Genomic DNA, 24,139 nt, shown 5'->3' on the forward strand with positions numbered 1-24,139 from the left:
TCACCCCGCCACGGCGACCTGCGCGATGATCTCGTCGATCACCTGGTCCTTAGCCACCCCGTCGGCGGTCGCTTCGTAGCTGAGCGTGATCCTATGGCGAAGGCAATCGTGCGCGATGGCCTTCACGTCCTCGGGCAGCACATGATCCCGCCCCCTCAGCCAGGCATGGACACGGGAGGACTTGTCGAGGGCCAGGGAGCCGCGCGGACTGGCGCCGATGGTGATCCAGTCCTTGAGTTTGGCGCCAAAATCGGCCGGCCGACGCGTCGCAGCGACGAGAGCCACGATGTAGCTCTCGACGGCATCGACGCTCCTCACCGCGTCGATCTCCGCGCGGGCGTCGAACACGGTTTGCTGGGCGATCGGCGCCGGCCGCTCCGCCTTCGCACCCTGCGCCTGCTCGCCGCGCACAAGCTGCAGCACCTTCACCTCGTCGGCGTCGCTGGGATAGTCGATCCGCACATGCATCAGGAACCGGTCCATCTGCGCCTCGGGCAACGGATAGGTGCCTTCCTGCTCGATCGGATTCTGGGTCGCCAGCACCATGAAGAGCGGCGGCAGCCCATAGCGCTTGCCCGAGACCGTGACCTGCCGCTCCTCCATGGCCTCGAGCAGCGCGGACTGCACCTTGGCCGGCGCGCGATTGATCTCGTCGGCCAGCACGAGGTTGCCGAAGATCGGCCCTTCCCGGAACTGGAAGGTGCCGGCGCCCGCCCCCTGGCTGAGATAGATCTCGCCGCCGGTCACGTCCGACGGCAGCAGGTCGGGCGTGAACTGGATGCGGCTGAACTGCGATTCGAGGGCACGCGAAAGGCTTTTGATTGCCCGTGTCTTGGCGAGGCCAGGCAGGCCCTCGACCAATACGTTGCCGTCAGCCAGCAACGCGATGATCAGGCGCTCGACGACGCGCTCCTGCCCGATCACCGAGGCGTTGACCCTTCGCTGGATCTCTCCGATCTGATTGCGGGCGCTCATGACGCGCGGCCCTACCTCTACTTCGGTAATGCGTCGAGCGACCGTTGCATCCTCTCGACGGCCTGATCGATACTGAAACTGTCGGGCCGCTGGCTGGGTGGATACTCCTTGAAGGTCGCCAGGAACTTGCCCACCACTTCCTGCGCCGCGAAGATGATGTAGGGCTGGGAGATGAACCAGTCGTAGTAGGTGTTCGACGTGACGTCGGCCCGTTCGTAGGGATCGGATCGCAAGTCGAAGAGCTTGGGCAGCCGCAGCTTGGTGAAGGGCTCGGCCCAGACCCGCATCGTGCCGGGTGCGCGTTGCTCCTCGAACACGACCTTCCAGTTCTCGTAGCGGATGCCGACGAGATCGCCATCGTCGTTGAAGTAGATGAACTCCTTGCGCGCGCCCTTCGGCTGCTGGCCCGTGAGGTAGGCGAGCTGGCTGTAGCCGTCGAGATGCACCTTGGCCGTCTTGTTGCCGAGCGGCATGCCTTTCAGCAGCTTTTCCTTGATGTCGGCGTCACCGGCGGCCGCCACCAGCGTCGGGAACCAGTCGAGGCCGCTCACGATCTCGTTGTAGACGGTGCCGGGCTGGACCCGGCCCGGCCAGCGGATGAAGCAGGGAACGCGGTAGGCGCCTTCCCAGTTGGTGTTCTTCTCGCTGCGGAACGGAGTCGTGGCGGCATCGGGCCAGGAGTTGGCATGCGGCCCATTGTCGGTCGTGTAGATCACGATCGTGTCGTTGGTGACGCCGAGATCGTCGAGCTTCTTCAGGATCTGCCCGACATGGCCGTCATGCTCGATCATGCCGTCGGCATACTCGGTGAGCGCCGTCAGGCCGGCCGGGCTGCGGCGATCTTCCTTCACGTGGGTGCGGAAGTGCATGCGCGTCGAGTTGAACCAGCAGAAGAACGGCTTGCTGGCCTTCACTTGCCTGTCCATGAAATCCATGGCGGCGGCCGACGTCTCGTCGTCGATGGTTTCCATCCGCTTCTTGGTGAGCGGTCCGGTGTCCTCGATCTTGCCGTCAGCGGACGAGCGGATGACGCCGCGCGGGCCGTACTTCTTTCGGAAATCTGGATCCTTCGGATAGGTGCGCTGCTCGGGTTCTTCCTCGGCGTTGAGGTGATAGAGGTTGCCGAAGAACTCGTCGAAGCCGTGCGCGGTCGGCAGGAACTCGTCGCGATCGCCGAGATGGTTCTTGCCGAACTGGCCTGTGGCATAGCCCATCGGCTTCAGCGCCTCGGCGATGGTGACGTCGCGCGCCTGCAGGCCCGCCTTCGCGCCGGGAACGCCCACCTTGCTGAGGCCGGTGCGCAGGGTGGCCTGGCCGGTGATGAAGGTCGAGCGGCCGGCGGTGCAGCTCTGCTCGGCATAGTAGTCGGTGAACATGCCGCCTTCGCGGGCCAGGCGGTCGATGTTGGGCGTCTTGTAGCCCATCAGGCCGAACGTATAGGCGCTGATGTTCGACTGGCCGACATCGTCGCCGAAGATGACGAGGATGTTCGGCCGGCGCGTGCCGCCGGTCGGCGGGGTCGCGGGGCGGGGCTGTTGCTGCTGCGCCTGCGCGAGTTGCGTCGTGCCGAGTCCCACCGTTCCCAGCACCGTGAGGGCCGATCCTCCCAGCAGCAGGTTGCGCCGTCGTGTATCGCGGTCCATGGACATCCTCTCCCCGTTTTTCAAATCATGAAGTGGCGCACGTCAGCGCGGCCGCAGGTTCTCAAGATCCTTCAGCCGCTTCAGCGCTTCCTGCTGTCGCAACAGGCCGTAATTGATGTTGGCCGCGTTCAACGTGCTGCCGGTCTGGTAGGGGAACTGTTCGAAGTCGGAGAAGAATTCCTTCAGCTTCGCCTGGACAGGCACAAGCAGCCACATCTGCCGGGCGATGAAGTCCATCGCACCAGCGCCCTCCTTCGCTCCCCTCTCGTAAGGATCCATACGCAGGTTGGTGATCAAGGCCCATGACGGCGTCTCGCGCAGCGCCGTCGCGATATTGCCTTCCGACGATACCGCGAAACTCACCTTCCAGTCGTTCCAGCGGATGGCGTTCAGATTGCCGCCCTGATCGAAGTAATAGAGGGCGTCACGCGGGCCCTTCTTCTCGTCGCCCTTGAAATAGGGCATGAAATTATAACCGTCGAGATGGACCTTGAAGGTCTTGGATCCCGCCTGGAAGCCCGTCTTCATCTTGTCCTTGATGTTCGGTTCTCCGGCCGCCGCGCACAGGGTCGGGAACCAGTCGAGCAGCGAGATGATGTCGTTGTACTGGGTGCCCGGCTTGATGACGCCGGGCCAGCGCACCATCATCGGGATGCGGAAGCCGCCTTCCCAGGTGGTCCCTTTCTCGCCGTGGAACATCGTCATGGCACCGTCCGGCCACAGCGCGATCTCGGCGCCATTGTCGGTCGTATAGAGCACGATGGTGTTGTCGGCGATCTTGAGGTCGTCGAGCTGCTTCAGGAGTTCACCCACCATCGCGTCGTGCTCGACCATACCGTCGGCATGGATACCCACGCCCGTCTTGCCCTGCGATTCCTTCTTGAGGTGAGTGAAGATGTGCATGCGGGTGGAATTGAACCAGCAGAAGAACGGCTTGTCGGCCTTCACCTGCCGATCGATGAAATCCTTGGCGCCGGCCAGGAACTCCTCGTCGATCGTCTCCATGCGCTTGGACGTGAGCGGTCCGGTGTCCTGAATCTTGCCGTCGGTCGAGATCTTGAGCACGCCGCGCGGTCCGTACTTCTTCCGGAACTCGGGATCCTTCGGATAGAAATAGCCTTCCGGCTCCTCCTCGGCATTGAGATGGTAGAGGTTGCCGAAGAACTCGTCGAAGCCGTGGTTGGTCGGCAGGTGCTCGTCGCGGTCGCCGAGGTGGTTCTTGCCGAACTGGCCGGTCGCATAGCCCTGGACTTTCATCACGTCCGCGATGGTCGGCATCCAGGCCTGGATGCCATGCGGATCGCCCGGCATGCCGATGGTGAGCAGGCCGGTGCGAAACGGCTCCTCACCCAGGATGAACGAGGCGCGGCCGGCGGTGCAGCTCTGCTGGCCATATGAATCGGTGAAGATCGCACCTTCGTTGGCGATACGATCGATGTTGGGCGTGCGATAGCCCATCATGCCCATGGTATAGGCACTGATCTGCGGCACGCCGATATCATCGCCGAAGATCACCAGGATGTTGGGTTTACGGCCACCAGCCGGCGGCGTCGCCGGCCGGGCCGGTGTCTGCTGCGCCTGCGCAAGTTGCGGTCCGCCCAATCCTACCGTGCCGAGCACGGAGAGTGCTGTGCCTCCGAGGAGGAGGTTGCGTCGCTTCGAGCCCTTTGAACCGTTCCGGCCATCGTCACTCATCTGCCCCTCCACGTCAGGAGACCAAACGCTAGCACCAAAAAAGCGACAGCGCGCCACGGTTTCGTCTATGCAGCCGCGCATTTCTCGCAGTATCCCGCTCCGGCACCGCAGGTAGTAATCTTGCGCGAACCAAATGGATGAAATGGACATGACGAACAGTAGCGTGGCGATCGGCATCATCGGCGCCGGCATCATGGGCGAGCGGCTGCTCAATGCGATCCTCCAGCAGGATCCCGCCCTGGTGCGCGTTTGCGGTATCTGGGATCCGTCGATGGAAGCGATGCGGCGCATGGAAAAGACCTTTCCCCAGGTGCGGCGATTGCCCGATGCCCCCGCGGTCATCGCCGCGAGCGACTGCGTCTACATCGCCTCGCCGCCGGCCTCGCATCTCGAGCACGCGCGCGCGGCCCTTGCTGCGGGCAAGAGCTTCTTCGGCGAGAAGCCGCTGTCCGTCGACGTCGCCGACGCGCGCGCCTTCGTGGCAGAGGCCGGCGACCGCGGCGCCGTGAATTTCCCCTTCGCCTCATCCTTCGCCGTGGCCTCGATCCGGAACTGGATCGACAAGGGCGGTATCGGCAAACCGCAACGGATCGAGATCGAAGTGGGCTTCGCCAGATGGCCACGCCCGTGGCAGGCCGATGCGGTGGGCTGGCTGGACAAGCCGATGCAGGGCGGCTTCACACGCGAGGTCGTTTCACACTTCCTGTTCCTCTCGCGCCGACTGGTGGGACCGCTGCATGGCTTGACAGGCAAAGCGTCGTTTCCGGAAGCCGGCAAGTCCGAGCGCAGCATCACCGCGACCCTGAAAGCGGGCGATTTGCCCGTCACGCTGACGGGCGCAGTCGGTGAAACAAAGAAGGACGATCACAACATCTGGATGCTGGAAGGCGACAAGGGCGCCGTACGGCTCTGCGACTGGTCGTTCGCGGAACGGCGCCTGCCGGATGGCACGTGGCAGCGCGCTCCGGATGCGATGCCCAATGAGCAGGCCCGACCTCTCGCGCTGAAGCGTCAGCTTGAAGGCGTGGCGCGTCTCTCGCGCGGTGAGCCCCACCACCTCGCGACGCTGGCAGAGGCGCTCAACGTCCAGGAGATCGTCGAAGCTATCCTCGCCGCTCGCTAATCGGGAGCGCCACTGCGAACCGGCAATGGCGACATCGCCTCGAAGACACCGTCACGCCGAACCAGGGCGTGGAACAGCGCCGCCGCGACGTGGAGCAGGATCAGCGCAAAGAAGGCGAAAGCCAGCCAGCGATGCGCAGCCCACAGCAGCGTATGCAGCGAATCGCTCTGCGGCAGGATCGGCGGCAGCCGGATGCCGCCGAACAGGACGATCGGATAAGCAGCCGTCGACATCATCGCCCAGCCGATCAACGGCATGGCAATCATCAGTCCGTAGAGCGCCCAGTGCGAGAGAATCGCGCCGAGCCGCATCAGCGGCGGCAGGTTCGCGGGCAGCGGCGGTGCGCCCAGCACCAGGCGCAGGCAAAGACGCACGAGCACCAACAGGAAGAGCGCGAAACCCAGGGTCTTGTGCGTGGCAACCAGCGGCACGTAGGTCGGCGCGACGGTCGAGAGCATGCCGACGCCGATGAACAGCATCGCCACGATGCCGGCGGCCATCAGCCAGTGCACCAGGCGCTGCGCGCCCGAGAAGCGTGTGTGAGTCATGGCGCGGCTCATGGCTTGGCACTCCCGGTGGCCGGCGTGCGGGGATAGTCCTTCGCTTCCGCCGTACGCGCGTCATAGGACCTCGCATAGGCGGACGAGCGCGCCGCCGGGAACGGATCGTCGGACACACTGACGCCGCGCGGCAGAACGGTGGGATCGAAGTTGATGTCGCGGCACGGACCGTCGGGCTCGGCGATCACCTTCGTCACCACCAGCGTGCCCACCTCGGCCTTGCGCCGTTCCGGCGGCCAGGCCTTGCTGGGATCAGCTGTGACGTCGCCCGGCTCGGCCACGGTCACGACCATCGTCCAGCGCTGCGGTTGGGTAGCGACGCGCTGCGCGATCTCCTGCTCGAGATAATTCGGTCCCTTCTTGGCCAGCTCATCGGGCTTGATCGGTACCGGCGTCGCGGCCGGCTGCAGCGACCAGCGCACCGCGCGCGACGCGCCCGATGCATCGGTGAACAGGAACGAGTTGAGACCGTTGAACGGATCCTCGGCATAGCTCGACGTCCAGGGTGCTGTCCCCGCCCAGCCGGCGAAGGCCGTGAACTCCGGATGGCGGCCGATGAAAGCCTTCATCGCCTCCGCTCCCTTGGGCGCGGACTGCAGCAGGTCGTAGAAAGCCTGCGGCGTCGCCACCGCAAAAACCGGCGCGTCGATCATGGCGCTGCGCCAGACATCGCCGTCCGGTGTCGCGATCTGCAAGCCCATGCCGCGCACCCGGACCGTCGCATCTGCCGCATTGGGATTGGGCGTGGCGAGATTGAACCGACCCAGCACGGGATAGCTGCCGGCCTTGAAGACCTGCGCCGTGGAAAGCGACGCGCCGCTGCCGTTCGACTGAAACTCGCCCGTGAAGCAGACGCCCTTGGCGTGATTACGCCTGTGACCGAGCGCGGGACCGTCGGACGGCGCCAGCGCGGCGACGAGCCTGGTCGGCGTCAAGCGCTCGGGCGACAGCCAGCCCGCGGTGTAGGCGAAGGCGCCCGCTGCACCAGCGACCACGAGCGCGATGACGGCGAGCGAGGCCAAGGGGATGCGGGAGGGTGGAAGGGAAGGTCGTGACATGGGTAAGCACCTGCCTAATCGTTGGCTCGAAGTATGCCTGCAAGACGGAGTACGCGTCGCTCAAGAGCACGTGAATGTTCCATGGAACCACCACCTGCGCCCCGATCCGGGTCTCGACGAGATCAACCTCGCACACCGCCTCGTTGGACAGACGGTTGGCCCAGCTCGTCAATCCCGGCAGCGGCCCTTACGCCGTGTTCAAGGCCACACTGGAAGTGCTGACGAGCTACGAGGCAAGGAACTTGGAACGCGCCGGATCGTGGCCAACGCGGTCGCGTAAGGGGGCAATCAAGACTGACTTCAGCGGCGGGACGATCGCTCGGCAAGCGCCGTATCGGGCCGATCGGTCGTGATCCGGCTGATCGGCTGGGTGAGCCAGAAGGCAATGTCATCCGGCTCGTTCGGCACCCAGGCCCCGAGCCGGTCGCTGCCCAGGCGCTCCCGGCAGAGGTCGAGACTGTCGACCAGCAACCCCTTCTCGACGGCGACGAGGCAGCCGTCGATCCAGCCGAAGCGGGCGAGCGCACCTTCGAGGCCGCCCATCAGCTCGGCCGAACGCCGGTCGAGCGATCCCAGTACGCGCTGGCACGGATCGAGGCGGCGCACCGTCTCGAGCACTTCCGGCACGAAGCACGTCAGAATGGCCTGCTCCTGGAGCTTTCTCCGGGCGATGAGCTCGACGAGCTTCGCCTCCAGCCCCTGATAGGCACGACCGAGGAAGTCGGTCTTGATCTCGATATGCAGCTCCATCGCGGTGCCGGCATAGATGTCGAGCACCGCATCGAGCGTCGGCACCCCCTCGCCGTTACCGTCTCGCAGTTTCGTCACGGCGAGTTCGGCGGCGGTCCTGTTCGCGACTGGCCCCTTCCCTTCCGTCGTGCGCTCGAGCGAAGGATCGTGGATCACCACCATCTCTCCGTCACGCGAGAGATGGACGTCGAACTCGACACCGTCGATACCTAGATCACGCGTCTTCGCGAAGCCCGCCAGGCTGTTCTCGGGCCACAGGTTGCGCGCGCCGCGATGACCGACGATCAGGACCATGACGAGCCTCTCTCCTACTTGCCGCTGTCGACCAGGCCCTTCACGAGCCAGCGCTGCATCGCCACGACCACCAGTGCCGGCGGCAGCATCACCAGCAGCGCGGCGTTCATCGCAACGTTCCAGGCCGGCTCCGAGTCCGATTGCGGGATCAGGTGCTTCAGGCCGATCACCGCGGTCGCCATGTCCTTGTCCGTCGTGAACAGCAACGGCCAGAGATACTGGTTCCAGCCGTAGAGGAACAGGATGATGGACAGCGCCACCATGTTCGAGACCGAGAGCGGCAGCAGCACGTGCCAGAAGAAGCGCAACGGCGAGGCGCCGTCGATCCGCGCCGCCTCGCACAGTTCCTCAGGGACGGTGAGGAAGAACTGGCGGAACAAGAAGGTCGCCGTGGCCGAGGCGATCAACGGCAGGATCAGGCCGCTGTAGCTGTTCATCATGTTCCATTCGAGGCTGATCTCGACCGTGCGGCCGGTCAGTGCGCCGATCCAGCGGCCGACATCGAGCGCGTCGAGCACCCATTGCAATGGCAGGGCCACGTTGGCCACCGCTTCGTAGGTCGGCAGGATGCGTACCTCGACCGGCAACATCAGCGACGCAAAGATCAGCCAGAAGGCCAGCATCCGGAAGCGAAAGCGGAAATAGGAGATCGCGAAGGCCGAGAGCAGCGACACGGCGATCTTGCCCACCGTGATGCCGACCGCGACGACCAGCGAATTGAACAGCAGCCGGCCGAGATTGCCCTTGGTCCAGGCGGTCCGTGCGTTCTCGAAGAACTCGGCGCCCGGTAGCCAGGGTGGTGGCACCGCCAGCACGTCGCCCACCGTGTGCGAGCCCACGACGAAAGCGAAGTAGATCGGCACGCACACCAGCAATCCGCCGAGGATCAGCAGCCCGTGGCAGACAATGTCGAGGCCGCGCGTCCGTTCGACCATGTCAGACGTCGTAGTTCACGTTCCGCTCGACATAGCGGAACTGAAGGAGCGTGAGGGCCACGGCGAAGATCATCAGCAGCACCGACTGCGCCGCCGAGGAGCCGAGGTCGATGTGCACGAACCCGTCCTGATAGACCTTGTAGACCAGGATCATGGTGGCGCCGCCCGGCCCGCCGCGCGTCACCGCGTCGACGATGGCGAAGGTCTCGAAGAAGCCGTAGACGAAGTTCATCACCAGGAGGAAAAACACAGTCGGCCCGATCATCGGCAGCGCGATCTTGAAGAAGCGCCGTGCGGGCCCTGCACCGTCGACGGCGGCGGCCTCCAGCAGCGACGCCGGCACGGCCAGCAGCGCGGCGACGAGGAAGATATAGTCGTAGCAGATGTGCTTCCAGGCAGCCGCGACGGTGACCAGCAGGAAGGCGTCGAAGCCGCTGCGGCTCGGATCCCAGGCGATGCCCAGCGCCTTCAGCACGTAGGCCAGCGGCCCGACATGGGCGTTGAACAGGAAGGCCCAGAGGATGCCGGCAATCACCGGCGCGATCGCATAGGGCAGCAGCACGAGCGAGCGGTAGAGACCGCGGCCGCGGATCACTCGATCGGTCGCGAAGGCCAGCACGCCCGCAATGCCGATGGTGAGCACGTTCTGCGCCAGCGTGAACCAGATCGTGACCCAGATCGAGTCGCGATACTCCGGGCTCGCGAACAGAGCGCGGAAATTGTCGAACCAGACGAACTGGACGCTGTTGCCGAACGGATCGGTGATCACGAACGCCTGGACGAGCGCCCGCACCGCCGGAATGAAGAAGAACAGCAGCAGGACCAGGAGTTGCGGCAGCAGCAGGAGAAGCGGCAGCCGCGAATTGCGGTAGTGCGCGCGCTTCAGCCCCGCCGTGCCGCCCGCCTCCGACGGACGCCGCCGGCGAGCGGTCTTTGCGACCGTCGCCGGCAACGCCTGATCGGCCAGGCTAGTACTTGCCTGCATAGATTTTCTCGAACTGCCGCAGTATCTCGTTGCCACGGCGGACCACGTCGTCGAGCGCTTCCTGCGGCATCTTCTTGCCGGCCCACACGGCCTCCATCTCCTGGCGCAGCGCGAAGGTCGACTGCGTGTAGTTGCCGAAGTGGAAACCCTGCGAGTTGGCCGTCGGCGTGCCGCGGTTGAGCTGCAGGATGGCGATCTCGCGGGTCGGGTTCTCCTTGTAGTACCCCTCCTGCTTGGCGACCTGGTAGGCCTTGTTGGTGATCGGCACGTAGCCCGTCACCTTGCTCCACCAGACCTGCAGCTCGGGGCTGGCGACGAAGGCCAGGAAGTCGGCGACGCCGTCATAGTCCTCCGCCTTCTGGCCCTTCAGCGCCCAGATCGTGGCGCCGCCGATGCTGCTGTTGCGCGGCGTCGTGCCCTCCTCCCACGGGAGGTAGGTGGCGCTCCACTTGATCTTGGCGTTGCGCTCGACGCTGCCGTGCGCCGCCGTCGAGGCGAAGAAGGTCGAGCACTTGCCCGAGGTGTAGAGCTGCTCAGGGTTCAGGCCCTGGCCGGCGATCTGCATGATGCCGTCGTCGATCCACTTCTTGAGGCGCGTCACCTGCCCCACGACCTTCGTCTTGTTGTAGACGAAGACGGTGTCGAGCCCGTCATAGCCGTTGGCCTTGGTGCCGAACGGCTGGTCGTTCACGGTGCTGTAGTTCTCGATCAGGCTCCAGAAGAAGTCGCCCGCGAGCGAGGAGCCACAATCGGCGATGCCCTTGCTCTTGATCGCATAGAGCTGCTTCTCGAGTTCCTGCCAGGTCTCGGCCGGCGCGGCATAGCCCGCCTTCTCGAAATGCTCCTTGTTGTACCAGAGGATCGGCGCCGAGGAGTTGAAGGGCATGGTCATCAGCTTGCCCTTGTACTGATAGTAGCTGGCGACCGGCTTGATGAAGTCGGCCCAGTCGATCTGCTTCTTCTTCTCGGTCAGCAGGTCCTGCACCGGCACGATCGCGTCCGACAGCAGCATCGTCATGAAGCCGCGCTCGTAGATCTGCACCAGGTGCGGCGCCTTCTTGGCGCGATAGGCCGCGATGGTGCCGTTGATCACTTCGTCGTAGTTGCCCTTGTTGGTGGCGACCACGGTGTATTTCGTCTGCGAGGCGTTGTAGCGGCTCACGATCTCGTCGACCCGCTCGCCCAGCACGCCGCTCATTGCATGCCAGAACTGGATCTCGGTGCGCTGCTGCGCGACCGACGGAGCGGCAAACCCCGCCATCAGTCCGAGGGCCAGCACTCCGCCGACCAGGGTCCGTCTCGTCCTCTCCATCTCATCCCTCCCTTTGTTGAACCGGTCCCCTAGGCCACGGCCCGGGACTCTCTCCAGAATCCGTTGGCGCCGAACATCTCCGCCACCGCGACGTCCAGCAATCCGAGCTCTTGCAACACGTCGAGGCCGGTGAAGCGCCGACGGATGAGCCTCGCCCGCGCAAAATCCCGCGCATGCTTGTCTCGCTCGACACCGATGGCCTCCGCTGTCGCAGGCGCACCGACCGCTTCCAGCCACCGCCGCACCGTCTTCGGCTTCGGCAGGCGGCCGCGCAGTCCAGCCGCGATCCGAGGCCATTCGCACATCAGCAGTTCCAGGCGCTTTTCGACGACCCGAGGCTCTGCCGATTTGGCGGCGACCTCGACCGAGGCGTTCGCGGCCATGAAGGAGAGCGGAAACGACGCCTTCACTTCCGCGTCGAGCATCGCAGGCGATGGTAGCGCAGCGGCGCGCCCGGCCGGATCGAGGTCCGACAGGTCACGGTCGAGCAGCCATTCGTAGGCCGCCAGCATCGACAGGCAGCCGATGCCGACACAGGCGCCGTGCGAGACCGGCACGCCGCCAACCGACACTTCTTCCATCTCCCAGAGATGTGCGAACTGATGATCGCTGCCGCTGGCGGGTCGCGAGTTGCCGTGCGCTTGCATGGCCAGGCCTGACATCACGAGGCCGCGCATCAGCCCGTCGAGTGCGCCCGCCTCGCCGCGCCGCACGCCGGCCGGATCGGCCAGCCATCCGCCGAGATTGCCCTGCACCATCGCGAAGGGGCCGGGATTGAGCGCCTCGACGCCCAGCGCATCGGCCAGGATCCAGTCGGCGCCGGCCACGATCTTGCCCACGAGGTCGCCATAGCCCCAGCCCGCCATGGCAGCCGGCGCGGTCGCGATCACGTCGAGATCGGCCACGATGGCAACGGGGGCTGCACAGGCAAAGGTGCGCTTGAAGCCGCCATCTCGCAGAGCCGCGCCCGAAGCGGCATAGCCGTCCATCGACGCGGCCGTCGGCACGCAGACGTAAGCCGTCCCGGCAAGCTCGGCGGCGTATTTCACGAGATCGTTGATGACGCCGGAGCCGACGGCGATCGGCAACGCGGCTTCGGCCTGCAGCGACGCCGCGACGCGCCGCGCCGTCTCGGCACTCGCCTTCACCCGCGGCTGGCCTTCGAGAATCACAGGGCCAGTCGTCGCGAGCCCTTCCGACCTCAGCAGCGACGCCACGCGGGTACCGGCGGCCGCCCAAGTGTGATCGTCCGCGACGACGACGTAGCGGCTGGCGGGCGCGGCGCCTTTCAACACAGCGGGCACGGCGCCGAGGCTTCCCGCGGCGATCCTGACATCGCGGGTCGTCGAAGCGGCCGCAAGCGCGGTCGAAAGCGTCTCGTCCTGCCCGTCCATGTCCTGCCCGTTTTGCCTTGGGCCCTGCTTATCAACTCCGGGAACATTTGTATAGAATAGGATACAAATGTTCCCGGACCATGACAGACGGCCGCCGACGCGGCATGGTCCGGCCGGGAGGCAATGGACGTATGTCGGACGACGACGAGCAGCTTCGCGTGCGCGTGGCGTGGCTTTATTTCATGGAGGGGCTCACCCAGGCCGATATCGCGGGCAAGCTCGGCATCACGCGCCTGCGCGCTAACCGGCTGCTGGGCGAAGCGCGCGAAAGCGGGCTGGTGAACATCCAGGTGAATTCGCCGCTGGCCGCCTGCGTCGAACTGGAACGGCAGCTGGTCGCCGAAACCGGCCTGAAGGATGCAGTGGTCGTTCCCACACCGAGCGACGCCGACCAGATTTCGGTCGCGATCGGCCGAGCCACCGCCGATTACCTCTCGCGCCATCTCGATCAGACCCGCGTGCGCGGCCTTGGACTGGGCTGGGGCGCGACGCTGCGCGAGACGATCCGCCATCTTCCCGGGGCCAACTTCCCCGACCTCAGCATCAACTCGATGATGGGCGGCCTCACCCATGGACTCGAACTCAACACCTTCGAGATCGCCAGCGAGTTCGCGCGGCGCATCAACGGCCAGTGCAACTACCTCGCCGCACCGATCTATGCCGGTAGCCCGAAGTCGCGCGACACCATCCTGGCGCAGGACGTGTTCCGCGAGACCTTCCAGCGGCTGGCGACCTGCGACGTCGCGCTGATGAGCGTGGGCGACCTCAGCCGCCGCTCGCTGCTCATGCGCTATGGCCTGCCGCGCGATGTGACGGTCGATTCGCTGCGCGCCGCCGGCGCCGTCGGCGACATCATGGGAACCTTCCTCGATTCCCGGGGCGCCCCCATCAAGCATCCTCTCAACAATCGCGTCATCGCAACGCCGGTCGGCATGCTGCGCGACATCGCGACCGTGATCGTCGCGTCGGGCGGGCTGAACAAGGTGGCCATCCTTGCCGCCGTGTTGCGCGCCAGGCTCTGTTCGGTCCTGGTGGTCGACGAGGCGGCTGGCCGCGCCGCGCTCGGCCTGCTGCGCGGCGCGGGCTGACTGCCGGCGCGATGTATCTCGGCATCGACATCGGCACGTCGGGCGTGAAGGCCGTCGTCATGGACGAGGACGACCGCGTGGTCGCGGAAGCGACGACGCCACTCACTTCCTCGCACCCGCAGCCGCTGTGGTCGGAGCAGTCGCCGCTCGATTGGTGGAACGCCGTCGTCGCCGCGCTCGATTCGTTGGCCGCCAATGCGCGCCAAGCGATGGCATCGGTCCGCGCCATCGGCCTGTCCGGCCAGATGCTGGGCGTCGCCCTGCTCGACGACGCACACCAGCCGCTCCGGCCGGCTTTGCTGTGGAACGACGGCCGCGCCTTCGCCGAATGCGAGGAGCTGCACCATCGCTTCCCCGATTTCGCCGGCATCGTCGGCTGCCGCGCCATGCCTGGCTTTTCCGCGCCCAAGATCACCTGGCTGGCACGGCACGAACCCGCGCGGCTCGACCAAGCGCGCTCCATCCTGCTGACCAAGGATTACGTGCGGCTCCACCTCACCGGCGAGACGGCCAGCGACCGCGCGGATGCCTCGGCGACCTTGCTGATGGATACCGCACGCGGCGACTGGCACGACGAGATCCTGGCCGCGTGCGGCATCGATCGCGCGCGCCTGCCGAGACTGGTCGAATGCGCCGAAGTGTCCGGCACCTTGCGCGACGAGCACGCACTGCGCTGGCACCTGCCGCGCGGCCTGCCCGTAGCGGGCGGTGGCGGCGACAATATGTGCGCCGGCGTGGGTGTGGGTGCAGTCCAGTCCGGCGCCGCCTATGTCAGCCTCGGCACTTCCGGCGTCTGGTGCGTCGCCAACGACCGCTTCCTGCCGGCGCGCGACGGCGGCATGCATACGCATCGCCATGCCGTTCCTGGCCTGTTTGCGCAGCATGCCGTCGTGCTGAGCGCCGGCGGTGCGCTCGCCTGGACGGCGAACCTTCTCGGCCGGCACGATGTCGGCGCGTTGCTCGCCGAGGTCGAGGCCGCGAAACTATCGCCGGCCGACACGCCGGTCTTCACACCCTACCTCGCAGGCGAGCGCACACCGCACGACGATCCGCAGCTCACCGCCGCCTTCTCCGGCCTCACCCATCGCACGGGACCGCTCCATCTCGTGCAGGCCGTGCTCGAAGGCGTCGCCCTGGCGCTCGGCGACTGTCACACCGCCCTGACCGGCAGCGGCGCCACGATTGGGCGGATCGTCCTGACCGGCGGCGGCGCGCGCAGCGATCTCTGGGCACGTCTTGTCGCCGCCGCGATCGGCCAGCCGCTCACCCTCACGGCAGACCAGCAGGCAGGCCCCGCGATCGGCGCGGCCCGGCTGGCGCGATCCTCCATCGGTGGGCCGCTGCTGGCGGATCGCCGCGAGCCCGACGCTCTCATTGTCCCGGTGGATCCATCACTCGCGGATCAGCTTGCCCAAAAAAGGTCCCGCTACCGTGCGCATGTCTCCCTGTCCGCCGCGGAGATTGGCTAGATGAACGGGAATCCGGGTCTCGCGCGCCGCAGGTTCCTGGCGGGATCACTTGGAGCCACCGTCGTTGCCGCGCCCTTCACGATGGTGCGTGGGGCGCCGCTGGGCTTTTCCGGCGATCCCTTCACACTGGGCGTCGCCTCGGGCGCACCGAGAGAGACCAGCGTCGTGCTGTGGACGCGACTCGCACCGCAGCCGCTCGAAGGCGGCGGCATGCCGGACGGCGCTGTTGCCGTCGACTGGCAGGTTTCCGAAGATGAATCCTTCTCACGCGTCGTCGCGCGCGGCACCGAGCAAGCTGTCGCCGAACTCGGTCATTCGGTGCATGCCGAGGCACGCGGCCTCAGGCCCGGCCGTCCCTACTGGTACCGGTTCCGCGCCGGCAGTGCGCAAAGCCCGATCGGGCGCACCCGTACCGCGCCGGCGGTTGGCACGTCAGGCCAGCATCTGCGCTTCGCCTTCGCCTCGTGCCAGCAATACGAGCAGGGCTACTTCGCTGCCTATCGCGATATGGCCGGGCGCGACCTCGACCTCGTGGTCCATCTCGGCGACTACATCTACGAAAAATCGTGGGGCTCGCGGCACGTACGCCGGCACGAGGTCGGCATTCCGACCACGCTGTCGGAGTTCCGTGACCGCTACGCGCTCTACAAGCTCGATGGCGACCTGCAGGCCGCTCACGCCGCCGCACCGTGGCTCTCGATCTGGGACGATCACGAGGTCGCCGACGACTATGCCGACGATCGCTCTTACACGACGCGCGATCCCGCGCGCTTCCTGAAGATCAGGGCCGCCGCCTACCAGGCCTATTACGAGCACATGCCGTTGCCCGCCTCGGCGCGGCCGCGCGGGCCCTCCGCCACGATCTACGAACGCTACCGCTTCGGCGACCTGCTCGACGTCATGCTGCTCGACGACCGGCAATATCGTTCGGCGCCTGCCTGCGTGAATGGCGGCCGCCCGACCACGGTGCCAGATTGTCCCGAACGAACGCTTGAAGAGCGGACGATGCTGGGCCGGGCACAGGAGGCCTGGCTCGACACACAGATCGGGACCTCGAAAGCCCGCTGGACCGTCGTTGCGCAGCAGACCCTCATGGCCGAACTCGATCGGCCGGCCGAGGGGGTTCATCGATTCTGGATGGACGGCTGGGACGGCTATCCCAATGCGAGGCGTCGGCTGCTCGACTCGATTGCCACGCACAAGCCGCGCAATCCGGTCGTCATCGGCGGCGACCGTCATGCGTTCTTCGTGGCCGATCTCGCCCGCGATTCCGCGAAGCCCACGGCGCCACCGATCGCCACGGAGTTCGTCGGAACGTCCATCACGTCCGAGGGCCCGGGTACCAAGGGTCTGCAGGATGCCCTCGCGGCCAACCCTCATGTGAAGTACGCGCGGGGCGATCGCCGCGGTTATGCGACGGTCGAGCTCACGCCAGCCCGATGCACCGTCGGCTTCGAAGCGATCGACGATGAAAAGAAGAAAGACGGTGCTGTTCACCGCCTGGCGACGTTCGTCGTCGAGGACGGCGCAGTGGGAGCCCGACGGGCCTAGCTTCACCCGCGAAGTCTATCGGCGTGCCATTTCAGATGGTCCTCGATGAAGCTCTGGATGAACCAGTAAGAGTGGTCGTAGTTCTCGTGCCGCCGCAGGACCAACGCCTGCCCTGAGCTTTCGGCGGCGGCTTCCAGTGCCTCGGGCCGGAGCTGCGTCGCGAGAAATTGGTCCTTCAGCCCCTGATCGACGAGGATCGAGCCCGGGAAACGGTTCGCGCGCATCAGGACGCTGGCGTCCCATTCCGCCCAGCGTGCACGATCGGGACCGAGATAATTGCCGAAAGCCTTCTCTCCCCAGGGAACGCTCACGGGATTGCAGATCGGCGCGAAGGCCGACACCGACTGATAGGCTTTCGGATTCCTGAGCGCGATGACCAGCGCGCCGTGACCGCCCATCGAATGGCCGAACAACCCCCGCCGTCCCGCCTCGACGGGGAAGTTGGCTTCGATCAGCGGGGGTAGTTCCTTCGTCACGTAGGAGTACATGCGATAATTCCGCCGCCACGGTTCGGCCTCCGCGTCGAGATAGAAGCCGGCGCCCGTACCGAAATCCCAATCATCGTCTTCGCCCGGCAGGCCAAGGCCACGTGGGCTGGTGTCCGGCGCCACGAGGACGAGGCCGAGTTCGGCGGCATGACGCAAGGCGCCCGCCTTGATCATGAAGGTCTCTTCCGTGCAGGTGAGGCCCGCCAGGAAGTAGAGCGCCGGAAGAGGCCGCGTCGATGACGTCGCCGGCATGAACACCGAGAACTTCATCTCGGTGCCCGTCTCCGCCGAGGAATGGCTGTAGAAGCCGATCGTTCCCCCGAAGCAGGCTTGCTCGCTGCGCGTCGTCACAATCGTCATTTGCCCACCAGTATTTGAATGGTCCCGGCATACAGGAGAAGCCGTTTCGCGCGCAACGCTTGGCCTCCATCAATGCAAGCTAACAAACAGCTTGAAGTCCCACAGGCGCGACGTCCATATCCGCAGCCCGACTCGCAGCCGAACTTGCGATCCTGTCTCACACGTCCGACCGAAGAGGTGTTTCTTGGCGGTTTCCATCCAGGCGCGTATTGCCGGAGAACTCGGAGTCCAGGAACAGCAGGTCCAGGCCGCGGTCGACCTGCTCGACGGCGGAGCGACCGTCCCCTTCATCGCGCGCTATCGCAAGGAAGCCACCGGATCGCTGGACGATGCCCAGCTTCGCACGCTCGAGGAGCGGCTGAGTTATCTCCGCGAGCTGGAGGCACGGCGTAAGGTCATCCTCGACTCCGTCCGCGATCAGGGAAAGCTCGATGCGAAGCTGGAAGCCGCGATCCTCGCGGCCGACAGCAAGAGTCGCCTCGAGGACATCTACCTTCCCTACAAGCCCAAGCGTCGCACCAAAGCCGAGATCGCCCGCGAAGCGGGGTTGGCGCCCCTCGCCGATCTCCTGCTGAGCGAACCACAGAATGTGCCCGCCGTGAGTGCGGAGGCTTACGTCTCGGCGGACAAGAACGTCGCCGATGCCGCCGCAGCGCTCGAAGGCGCGCGCGCCATCCTGGTCGAACGCTTTGCCGAGAATGCCGACCTGATCGGCGCACTGCGCGAGGATTTCTGGGCGAACGGACGCCTCGCTTCGAAGGTGCGCGAAGGCAAGCAGGAAGCCGGCGCCAAGTTCAGCGACTATTTCGATTTCTCCGAAGCCCTCGCCAAGATGCCGTCGCACCGGGTGCTGGCGCTGTGCCGCGGCGAGCGTGAGGAGATCCTCGGCCTCACGGTGGAACCGGACGATCCCGCGACGCGGCCGCCGGCCAGCCAGGCCATCCCCAGCACCTACGAGCTGCGCATCATGCGCACCTACGGCATCTCCGACCAGGGACGCCCGGGCGACAAGTGGCTGGCCGAGACGGTGCGCTGGGCCTGGCGGACGAAGATCATCATCATGCTCTCGATCGACCTCCGGCTGCGGCTGTGGACGGCGGCCGAGGAAGAAGCGGTGCGGGTGTTTGCTTCGAACTTGCGCGACCTGCTGCTCGCCGCCCCCGCCGGCACGCGGCCAACCCTCGGGCTCGATCCCGGCTTTCGCTCCGGCGTGAAGGTCGCGGTGATCGACGCCACCGGCAAGGTAGTGGCCACCAGCACGATCTATCCGCACGAGCCGCAGCGACGCTGGGACGAGGCGCTCGCCATCCTGGCGAGGCTCGTGCGCGAGCATAAGGTCGAACTGGTCGCGATCGGCAACGGCACCGCCTCGCGCGAGACCGACAAGCTCGCGATCGAACTGCTGAAAGGTCTTTCGGAGATCAAGCTGCAGAAGGTCGTCGTGTCGGAAGCCGGCGCCTCGGTCTATTCGGCGTCCGCCTATGCATCGGAGGAACTTCCCGGCCTCGACGTGACCCTGCGCGGCGCTGTGTCGATCGCGCGCCGCCTGCAGGATCCGCTCGCGGAGCTGGTGAAGATCGATCCCAAGTCGATCGGCGTCGGCCAGTACCAGCACGATCTCAGCGAGTTCAAGCTGTCGAAGTCGCTCGACGCCGTGGTCGAGGACTGCGTGAACGGCGTCGGCGTGGACCTGAACACGGCATCGGCGCCGCTGCTGGCCCGCGTCTCCGGCATCGGCCAGGGCCTGGCCCAGAGCATCGTCTCCCATCGCGACACGAACGGCGCCTTCCGGTCGCGCAAGGCGCTGAAGGATGTGCCGCGCCTCGGCCCCAAGGCGTTCGAGCAGTGCGCGGGGTTCCTGCGCATTCCGGGCGGCGACGATCCGCTCGATGCCTCGGCCGTGCATCCCGAATCCTATCCGGTCGTGCACAGGATCATCGCGGCGACCAAGAGCAAGATCGACGGCCTGCTCGGCAATAGCGCCACCCTGCGTGCGCTGTCGGCGAAGGACTTCGTCGACGACAAGTTTGGCCTGCCCACCGTCACCGACATCCTGCGCGAGCTCGAAAAGCCGGGACGCGATCCGCGCCCTGCCTTCAAGACGGCGGAGTTCAAGGCCGGCGTCGAGACGCTGAACGACCTCGAGCCGGGCATGGTGCTGGAGGGTGTCGTCACCAACGTCGCCGCGTTCGGCGCGTTCGTCGATGTCGGCGTTCACCAGGATGGGCTCGTGCACGTCTCGGCGATGTCGAACAGTTTCGTGAAGGATCCGCGCAGCGTGGTGAAGCCGGGCGATATCGTGCGCGTAAAAGTCCTGGACGTGGACAAGCCGCGCAAACGCATCGCCCTCACCTTGCGTCTCGACGATCAGGCCGGCAGCCAGCCGGCACGGGGCCCTCGCCCCGAAAGCGGCGGCGGTGCTGCAAGGCGCAACCAGCCCGTCAGGCCGCCCGAAAAAGCCAGCGCGCCGGGCAGCGCCCTGGCCGACGCCTTACGGCGGGCTGGCATGGGCATGCGCAAGTAACGGCAATCGAAGGATTTAGTCGGCGACCCTGAGCGTCGCCGACTTCACCTGGAACCTGCTGCGTCCTTCGGTGCGCAAGTTGCGGAACACCAAGGTGGCCGGCACGCCCGTCCGCACGGCGCGGAGGGTGACCAGCCTCGTATCCAACGACCCGTCGACGATCGTCTCGGCGGCCGGCAGATAAGCGCCATCGCGATCCACCAGGCCGACGCCGACGGCTCCATCGGTGACCTGCATCTCGAGGTCGACTGCGACATCCGGAGGATCCCCGAGCCGGCGCAGGGCCGCCGCGAGATCGACCTTTGCCGCCACCGCAAAGAGTCCGCGAGGGCAAAGGAGCGACCAATCCCGCGTCCAGAAGGGGCGATGGCCGGCACCCGACTGCAGATGAAACGCCTCGGCCTTGAGATCGACCGAGCGCACCGCCGTGCCAGTGGCGGATTTCAGCGCGCCGGCGGGCTGCTCTCCGACGTGCCGGAGATCGATCCAGCGATAATTGTGGGAGCAGAACTCGAAATCGAGCAGCACGTCGAAAGCGAACGGATGGAGACGCCGCCGCACCTTCTCGACATCGTGCCATTCGGCCCACGGCGTACGCTCGCCGTCCGTCAACTTGCCCCAGCTTTCGAAGGCCGGCGCACCCTCCCGCAACCAGCGCTCGCGCGGATAGACGAGCTCCAGCCATCGGCCTCCTGGCTTCAGATGCTGAAGGACGGTCAGGGCCTCGCGGCGCGCAATCTCGAAGGGCACATGATGAATCGAGCCGAACACCCAGATGGCATCGAAGTCACGCGGCAACCCGGTAAACGACAGATCATCGTCGATCAGATGGAATCGCACCTGATCGTCCAGCCCCTTGAGCGACGCGATGCGGCGGATGACCTCGAGATTGTCGGGAACGATATCGGCGAAGGTCCAGCGCGCGCCGTGGCTGGCAAAGCGCAGGCCGTCGAAGCCGAGGCCCGATCCCAGCTCGATGATGTTCCTGTCGCGGAAGGTGTCGAAGTAGAGCGGGCCGACCCAGCCGATTTCTCCCGCATAGCGACGAGCGGCCATCTCGTCCCAGGCCGCCAGCAGGCGATCGCCGGAGAGCTTGAGCAGATCGGTCGAGAAGATGCGCCCGTCGGTGTCGCTGCCGCGCGGTGCTTCGCGCCACTTCTCCCGAAAGTCCCGCAACGTGGTCTTTTTCAACTCCATCAGACTTCCATACCGATTCACGCCGCTAGCTCAAAGCGGGGACCAGACGGGGTTTTGCGATTTGCCAAAGCCAGTGAACCAGGTTTTCGGCCGCGACACCCAGCATCGCGATCGTGAAAACGCCGATGGGTGCTGCGTAGAACCGTGTGGGCTGGGCGAGGCTCGCCTGGGCGAGGAACAACGCGATGAACGCGAGACCGATGAGATTGACGGCGAGCCGCCTGTCACAGCCCGCGCTGCCGTAAGTCACTGCGCGACCGTTCGTCAGCCAGTGAACCGACGCGGCAAGCGCGAGGAATAACCATAGGGGCGGGAAGAAATCCGGTATTTCATCGCCAAGAACCATCCAGAGTTTCTTGAAATAGATACGCAGGACCTCGACCGGATCTTGCTGCCACCGCGCGAAATACAGCGACCACATCACCCGGAAGTAGTCCCGGGACAGGTACGCGGCATCTGGAGCAACCTTCGCGGCAGCCTCCTTGCCCACGGCATCGTCGTACTGGATGCCGAATTTGTTCTCGACCACGCCGAGCCCGATATAGAGCGTATGCGCCATGCCATGCGTGGCCACGAGTTTCGCGGGCTCGACCTGGTAGATCCGGTCCCGCAGGCTCACCGTCAGGCGCGCCGTCTGCGAGGCGAGGAGCGCCGCCAGCGCGACGACGAGCAGGCCGGCGAGACGGCGCTTGTCCCACCGGCTCCCTGACGCAATCCAGACGATGACGCCGAGTGTCACGACAAGCGTCATCTGCGCAATGACTTCCCGGATCAGGGACGCAAACGCCAGGGTCAGGATACCCATCACGATCAGGGAAAGACTGCAGGCCGGCGATACCCAGCGCCGCCAGCGCGCGATCAGCCCGAGCGGCAGCAAGGGCTGCATGGCGGTGAGGCCGATCAGCGCCCAGTGCGGCGAGGTGCCGAACCATTCGAGGAAAACATAAGGACCAAACATCAGCAGGCTCAGTGCCGGCAGATAGGCCCGGAGGCTGAGCAATACCGCCGCCAGCAGCAACAGCCCGACAATGTCGATCGTCAGGTTGAGACGCGCGACATCGACCAGGGTTACGGCGCGGTCGGCAAGGCGGCTCCAGCAGGCAAGGATGAGGGCATGTCCCGGATCGTCCGCGAGAGCCCGGTCGGAGATGGGGACGAGCTTCCCCTGCTCGCAGATCACGAGCCAGGCGCCCGTCTCCCGCGCACATTCAGCGCTTTTCAGCCAGACGTTGGTGGCAATCCAGTCGGAGGAGGCAACGGTGCGATACCTGTTCGAAGCCTCGAACGACGACTGGATCTGCGGCACCAGGATCAGCCAGACGCATACGACCAGGCCGATCGCCTTTACTCCGACCAGGACGAAGGGCGCCGTGAGGGAGGCGATCGCGTTTTTCATCTTTACCGGGGAGCCGCGGTGATCGCCCTCAAAGCCCGCGCCGTAGCGCTCGGCGTCCAAACAGCAGCAATCCTTCCGCTTGGTCCTTCATCGCCCCATCCCCGCCCCGCCTGCGTCCAGGCTCGCTTTCTTGCGACGCGCTCACCCCGATCGCGTCGGACGCATTTCTTCTCTCATTAAGGCAATGACCGGCAGCTATTTCAATCGGGACGGTACCCATCGGGACGGTGTCCGCAAATCAAGGCAACACGGTTCCCGGCAGCGCTCGAATCAGGGTCTCGACAGGTGGTTTTTTGCACAGACCGATAGACTTGCGCCTGCACGTCGTTGCGAAGCCGGTTTGCGAGTCCACGCACCTAATCTTTTCGATTTATATAATAATTACAATGGCTTATGAGATTAATTCGCAGCGCGCTCGGGCCGATTTTCTCAGCAATCGTGCACCCGTCGACGCTTGCTGCGTCGCAAAAATTTATTGTGGCAAATTTGCAACATTTGTTGGACCGGGCCATCGCCCTTCGCCAGTATGGCCTCGGCCGTCGGGCCACCTGGAATGGTTCCAAGGGGAATGAAATTCATGGCTTTGAGAAACGGGCGCGGCACCTCCTCAAACGTACGACGGATTTTCCAAGCGACGGCCTATTCGATCACGGTACTGGCCGCGCTCACCTTCTTCGGGGCGGCGGGCGTCCTCTCCCCCGCGAATGCCCAGGTCAAGGCACCCGCCAAGGCGAAGCTGAAGCCGGTCGCCAAGGCCGATCCGACCGACAGCGTCGCCGACCAGCTCAATGCCAAATGGCAGCAGGACAACGGCACCTTCTCGGGTTTCAACCAGACCGGCCCAGCCGCAGTCCCGGCCTCGTTCTCCACCGGCGCCCCGGCCCCCGCCGCCGCGGGCGGCAACGAGTGGGGTGACCGCCTGGTCTCGCGCGCCATGAATTACCTCGGCACGCCCTATCGCTACGGCGGCATCTCGCCCAGCACCGGTTTCGACTGCAGCGGCTTCGTCTACTACCTCTACGGCGCCGTCTTCGGGCAGCGCATTGGCCGCATGCCGCACGAGATGCTGCGCCAGGGCACGCCGGTCGCGCGCAGCGACCTCAAGCGCGGCGATCTCGTCCTCTTCGGCTATCGCAACACCTTCACCCACATCGGCATCTATGCCGGCGACAATCAGTTCGTCCATGCCACGCATCGCGGCTCGCCGGTCATGGTGACGAACCTCGACGCCGACTACTACCGCACGCGCTACATCACGGCGGTCAGGCTCCCGCCGCAGTAGAATCGACCGTCCGAGATCATGTCGCGGCCGCCTCCCGAAAGAGGCGGAAAATCGGCCTAC

The 24,139-nt window shown here is 65.6% G+C and carries 19 protein-coding genes; 6 read left to right on the forward strand and 13 right to left on the reverse strand.

Annotated elements, in window-relative coordinates:
* Genes AC1RP5_RS18285 through AC1RP5_RS18295 form a run of 3 tightly spaced genes read right to left on the reverse strand, consistent with a single transcriptional unit; the run spans nt 1 to nt 4,313 of the window.
* Nucleotides 1–975: an AAA family ATPase gene (locus AC1RP5_RS18285; protein WP_493112850.1), complete on the reverse strand. Its 975-nt coding sequence runs from the start codon at nt 973–975 to the stop codon at nt 1–3.
* A gap of 17 nt (nt 976–992) precedes the next feature.
* Entirely contained in the window at nt 993–2,618 is a 1,626-nt protein-coding gene (locus AC1RP5_RS18290) for an arylsulfatase (RefSeq protein WP_493112852.1), read from the reverse strand.
* 42 nt (nt 2,619–2,660) lie between these two features.
* A complete protein-coding gene (locus AC1RP5_RS18295) occupies nt 2,661–4,313 on the reverse strand; it encodes an arylsulfatase (protein ID WP_493112854.1) in 1,653 nt (550 codons plus the stop codon).
* Nucleotides 4,314–4,476: 163 nt separating this feature from the next.
* On the opposite strand from AC1RP5_RS18295, the gene AC1RP5_RS18300 reads away from it, so the two are divergent.
* Nucleotides 4,477–5,436 carry a Gfo/Idh/MocA family protein gene (locus tag AC1RP5_RS18300; RefSeq protein WP_493112856.1) on the forward strand — a complete coding sequence of 320 codons (960 nt, stop codon included), beginning with the start codon at nt 4,477–4,479 and terminating at the stop codon, nt 5,434–5,436.
* Here AC1RP5_RS18300 and AC1RP5_RS18305 read toward each other — a convergent pair.
* The 7 genes from AC1RP5_RS18305 to AC1RP5_RS18335 all read right to left on the reverse strand — a co-directional run bounded on the left by AC1RP5_RS18305 (nt 5,433) and on the right by AC1RP5_RS18335 (nt 12,724).
* Nucleotides 5,433–5,996: a cytochrome b gene (locus tag AC1RP5_RS18305; RefSeq protein WP_493112858.1), complete on the reverse strand. Its 564-nt coding sequence runs from the start codon at nt 5,994–5,996 to the stop codon at nt 5,433–5,435. The genes AC1RP5_RS18300 and AC1RP5_RS18305 overlap by 4 nt on opposite strands.
* Nucleotides 5,993–7,054 (reverse strand): catalase family peroxidase, encoded by a 1,062-nt coding sequence (locus AC1RP5_RS18310; RefSeq protein ID WP_493112860.1) that lies wholly within the window; start codon nt 7,052–7,054, stop codon nt 5,993–5,995. The genes AC1RP5_RS18305 and AC1RP5_RS18310 overlap by 4 nt, the downstream gene beginning before the upstream one ends.
* 300 nt (nt 7,055–7,354) lie before the next feature.
* A complete protein-coding gene (locus tag AC1RP5_RS18315) occupies nt 7,355–8,098 on the reverse strand; it encodes a glycerophosphodiester phosphodiesterase family protein (RefSeq protein ID WP_493112862.1) in 744 nt (247 codons plus the stop codon).
* A gap of 14 nt (nt 8,099–8,112) precedes the next feature.
* Nucleotides 8,113–9,033, reverse strand: coding sequence for an ABC transporter permease subunit (locus tag AC1RP5_RS18320; RefSeq protein ID WP_493112863.1), 921 nt, complete (start codon nt 9,031–9,033; stop codon nt 8,113–8,115).
* 1 nt (nt 9,034) lies between these two features.
* Nucleotides 9,035–10,018 (reverse strand): ABC transporter permease subunit, encoded by a 984-nt coding sequence (locus AC1RP5_RS18325; RefSeq protein WP_493112864.1) that lies wholly within the window; start codon nt 10,016–10,018, stop codon nt 9,035–9,037.
* Nucleotides 10,002–11,330, reverse strand: coding sequence for an extracellular solute-binding protein (locus tag AC1RP5_RS18330; RefSeq protein ID WP_493112867.1), 1,329 nt, complete (start codon nt 11,328–11,330; stop codon nt 10,002–10,004). The genes AC1RP5_RS18325 and AC1RP5_RS18330 overlap by 17 nt, the downstream gene beginning before the upstream one ends.
* Nucleotides 11,331–11,359: 29 nt before the next feature.
* Nucleotides 11,360–12,724 (reverse strand): sn-glycerol-1-phosphate dehydrogenase, encoded by a 1,365-nt coding sequence (locus AC1RP5_RS18335; RefSeq protein WP_493112870.1) that lies wholly within the window; start codon nt 12,722–12,724, stop codon nt 11,360–11,362.
* Nucleotides 12,725–12,855: 131 nt separating this feature from the next.
* On the opposite strand from AC1RP5_RS18335, the gene AC1RP5_RS18340 reads away from it, so the two are divergent.
* The 3 genes from AC1RP5_RS18340 to AC1RP5_RS18350 are packed head-to-tail and all read left to right on the forward strand — an operon-like array spanning nt 12,856 to nt 16,832.
* Complete coding sequence (locus AC1RP5_RS18340) at nt 12,856–13,812, forward strand: sugar-binding transcriptional regulator (protein WP_493112871.1); 957 nt, start codon at nt 12,856–12,858, stop codon at nt 13,810–13,812.
* Between the two features lie 11 nt (nt 13,813–13,823).
* The gene (gene xylB, locus AC1RP5_RS18345; protein WP_493112873.1) at nt 13,824–15,281 is read left to right on the forward strand and encodes a xylulokinase; all 1,458 of its coding nucleotides are present in this window, start codon (nt 13,824–13,826) and stop codon (nt 15,279–15,281) included.
* Nucleotides 15,282–16,832, forward strand: a complete 1,551-nt coding sequence (locus AC1RP5_RS18350) for an alkaline phosphatase D family protein (protein WP_493112875.1) — start codon at nt 15,282–15,284, stop codon at nt 16,830–16,832.
* A 2-nt stretch (nt 16,833–16,834) separates the two neighbouring features.
* Here the strand turns inward: AC1RP5_RS18350 and fghA are convergent, their stop codons facing one another.
* On the reverse strand, nt 16,835–17,680 hold the full coding sequence (gene fghA, locus AC1RP5_RS18355) for an S-formylglutathione hydrolase (RefSeq protein ID WP_493112877.1): 846 nt from the start codon (nt 17,678–17,680) through the stop codon (nt 16,835–16,837).
* A 184-nt stretch (nt 17,681–17,864) separates the two neighbouring features.
* Here fghA and AC1RP5_RS18360 point away from each other — a divergent pair, with 184 nt between their 5' ends.
* On the forward strand, nt 17,865–20,204 hold the full coding sequence (locus AC1RP5_RS18360) for a Tex family protein (RefSeq protein WP_493112879.1): 2,340 nt from the start codon (nt 17,865–17,867) through the stop codon (nt 20,202–20,204).
* A 15-nt stretch (nt 20,205–20,219) separates the two neighbouring features.
* Here AC1RP5_RS18360 and AC1RP5_RS18365 read toward each other — a convergent pair whose 3' ends face one another.
* Both AC1RP5_RS18365 and AC1RP5_RS18370 read right to left on the reverse strand, forming a co-directional pair.
* A complete protein-coding gene (locus AC1RP5_RS18365; protein ID WP_493112881.1) occupies nt 20,220–21,401 on the reverse strand; it encodes an SAM-dependent methyltransferase in 1,182 nt (393 codons plus the stop codon).
* 25 nt (nt 21,402–21,426) lie between these two features.
* Nucleotides 21,427–22,857, reverse strand: a complete 1,431-nt coding sequence (locus AC1RP5_RS18370; RefSeq protein WP_493112883.1) for a hypothetical protein — start codon at nt 22,855–22,857, stop codon at nt 21,427–21,429.
* Between the two features lie 517 nt (nt 22,858–23,374).
* On the opposite strand from AC1RP5_RS18370, the gene AC1RP5_RS18375 reads away from it, so the two are divergent.
* A complete protein-coding gene (locus AC1RP5_RS18375; RefSeq protein ID WP_493112885.1) occupies nt 23,375–24,079 on the forward strand; it encodes a C40 family peptidase in 705 nt (234 codons plus the stop codon).
* The last annotated feature ends 60 nt before the right edge of the window (nt 24,080–24,139 follow it).

Source organism: Reyranella sp. GW821-FHT12G01 (assembly GCF_058806575.1).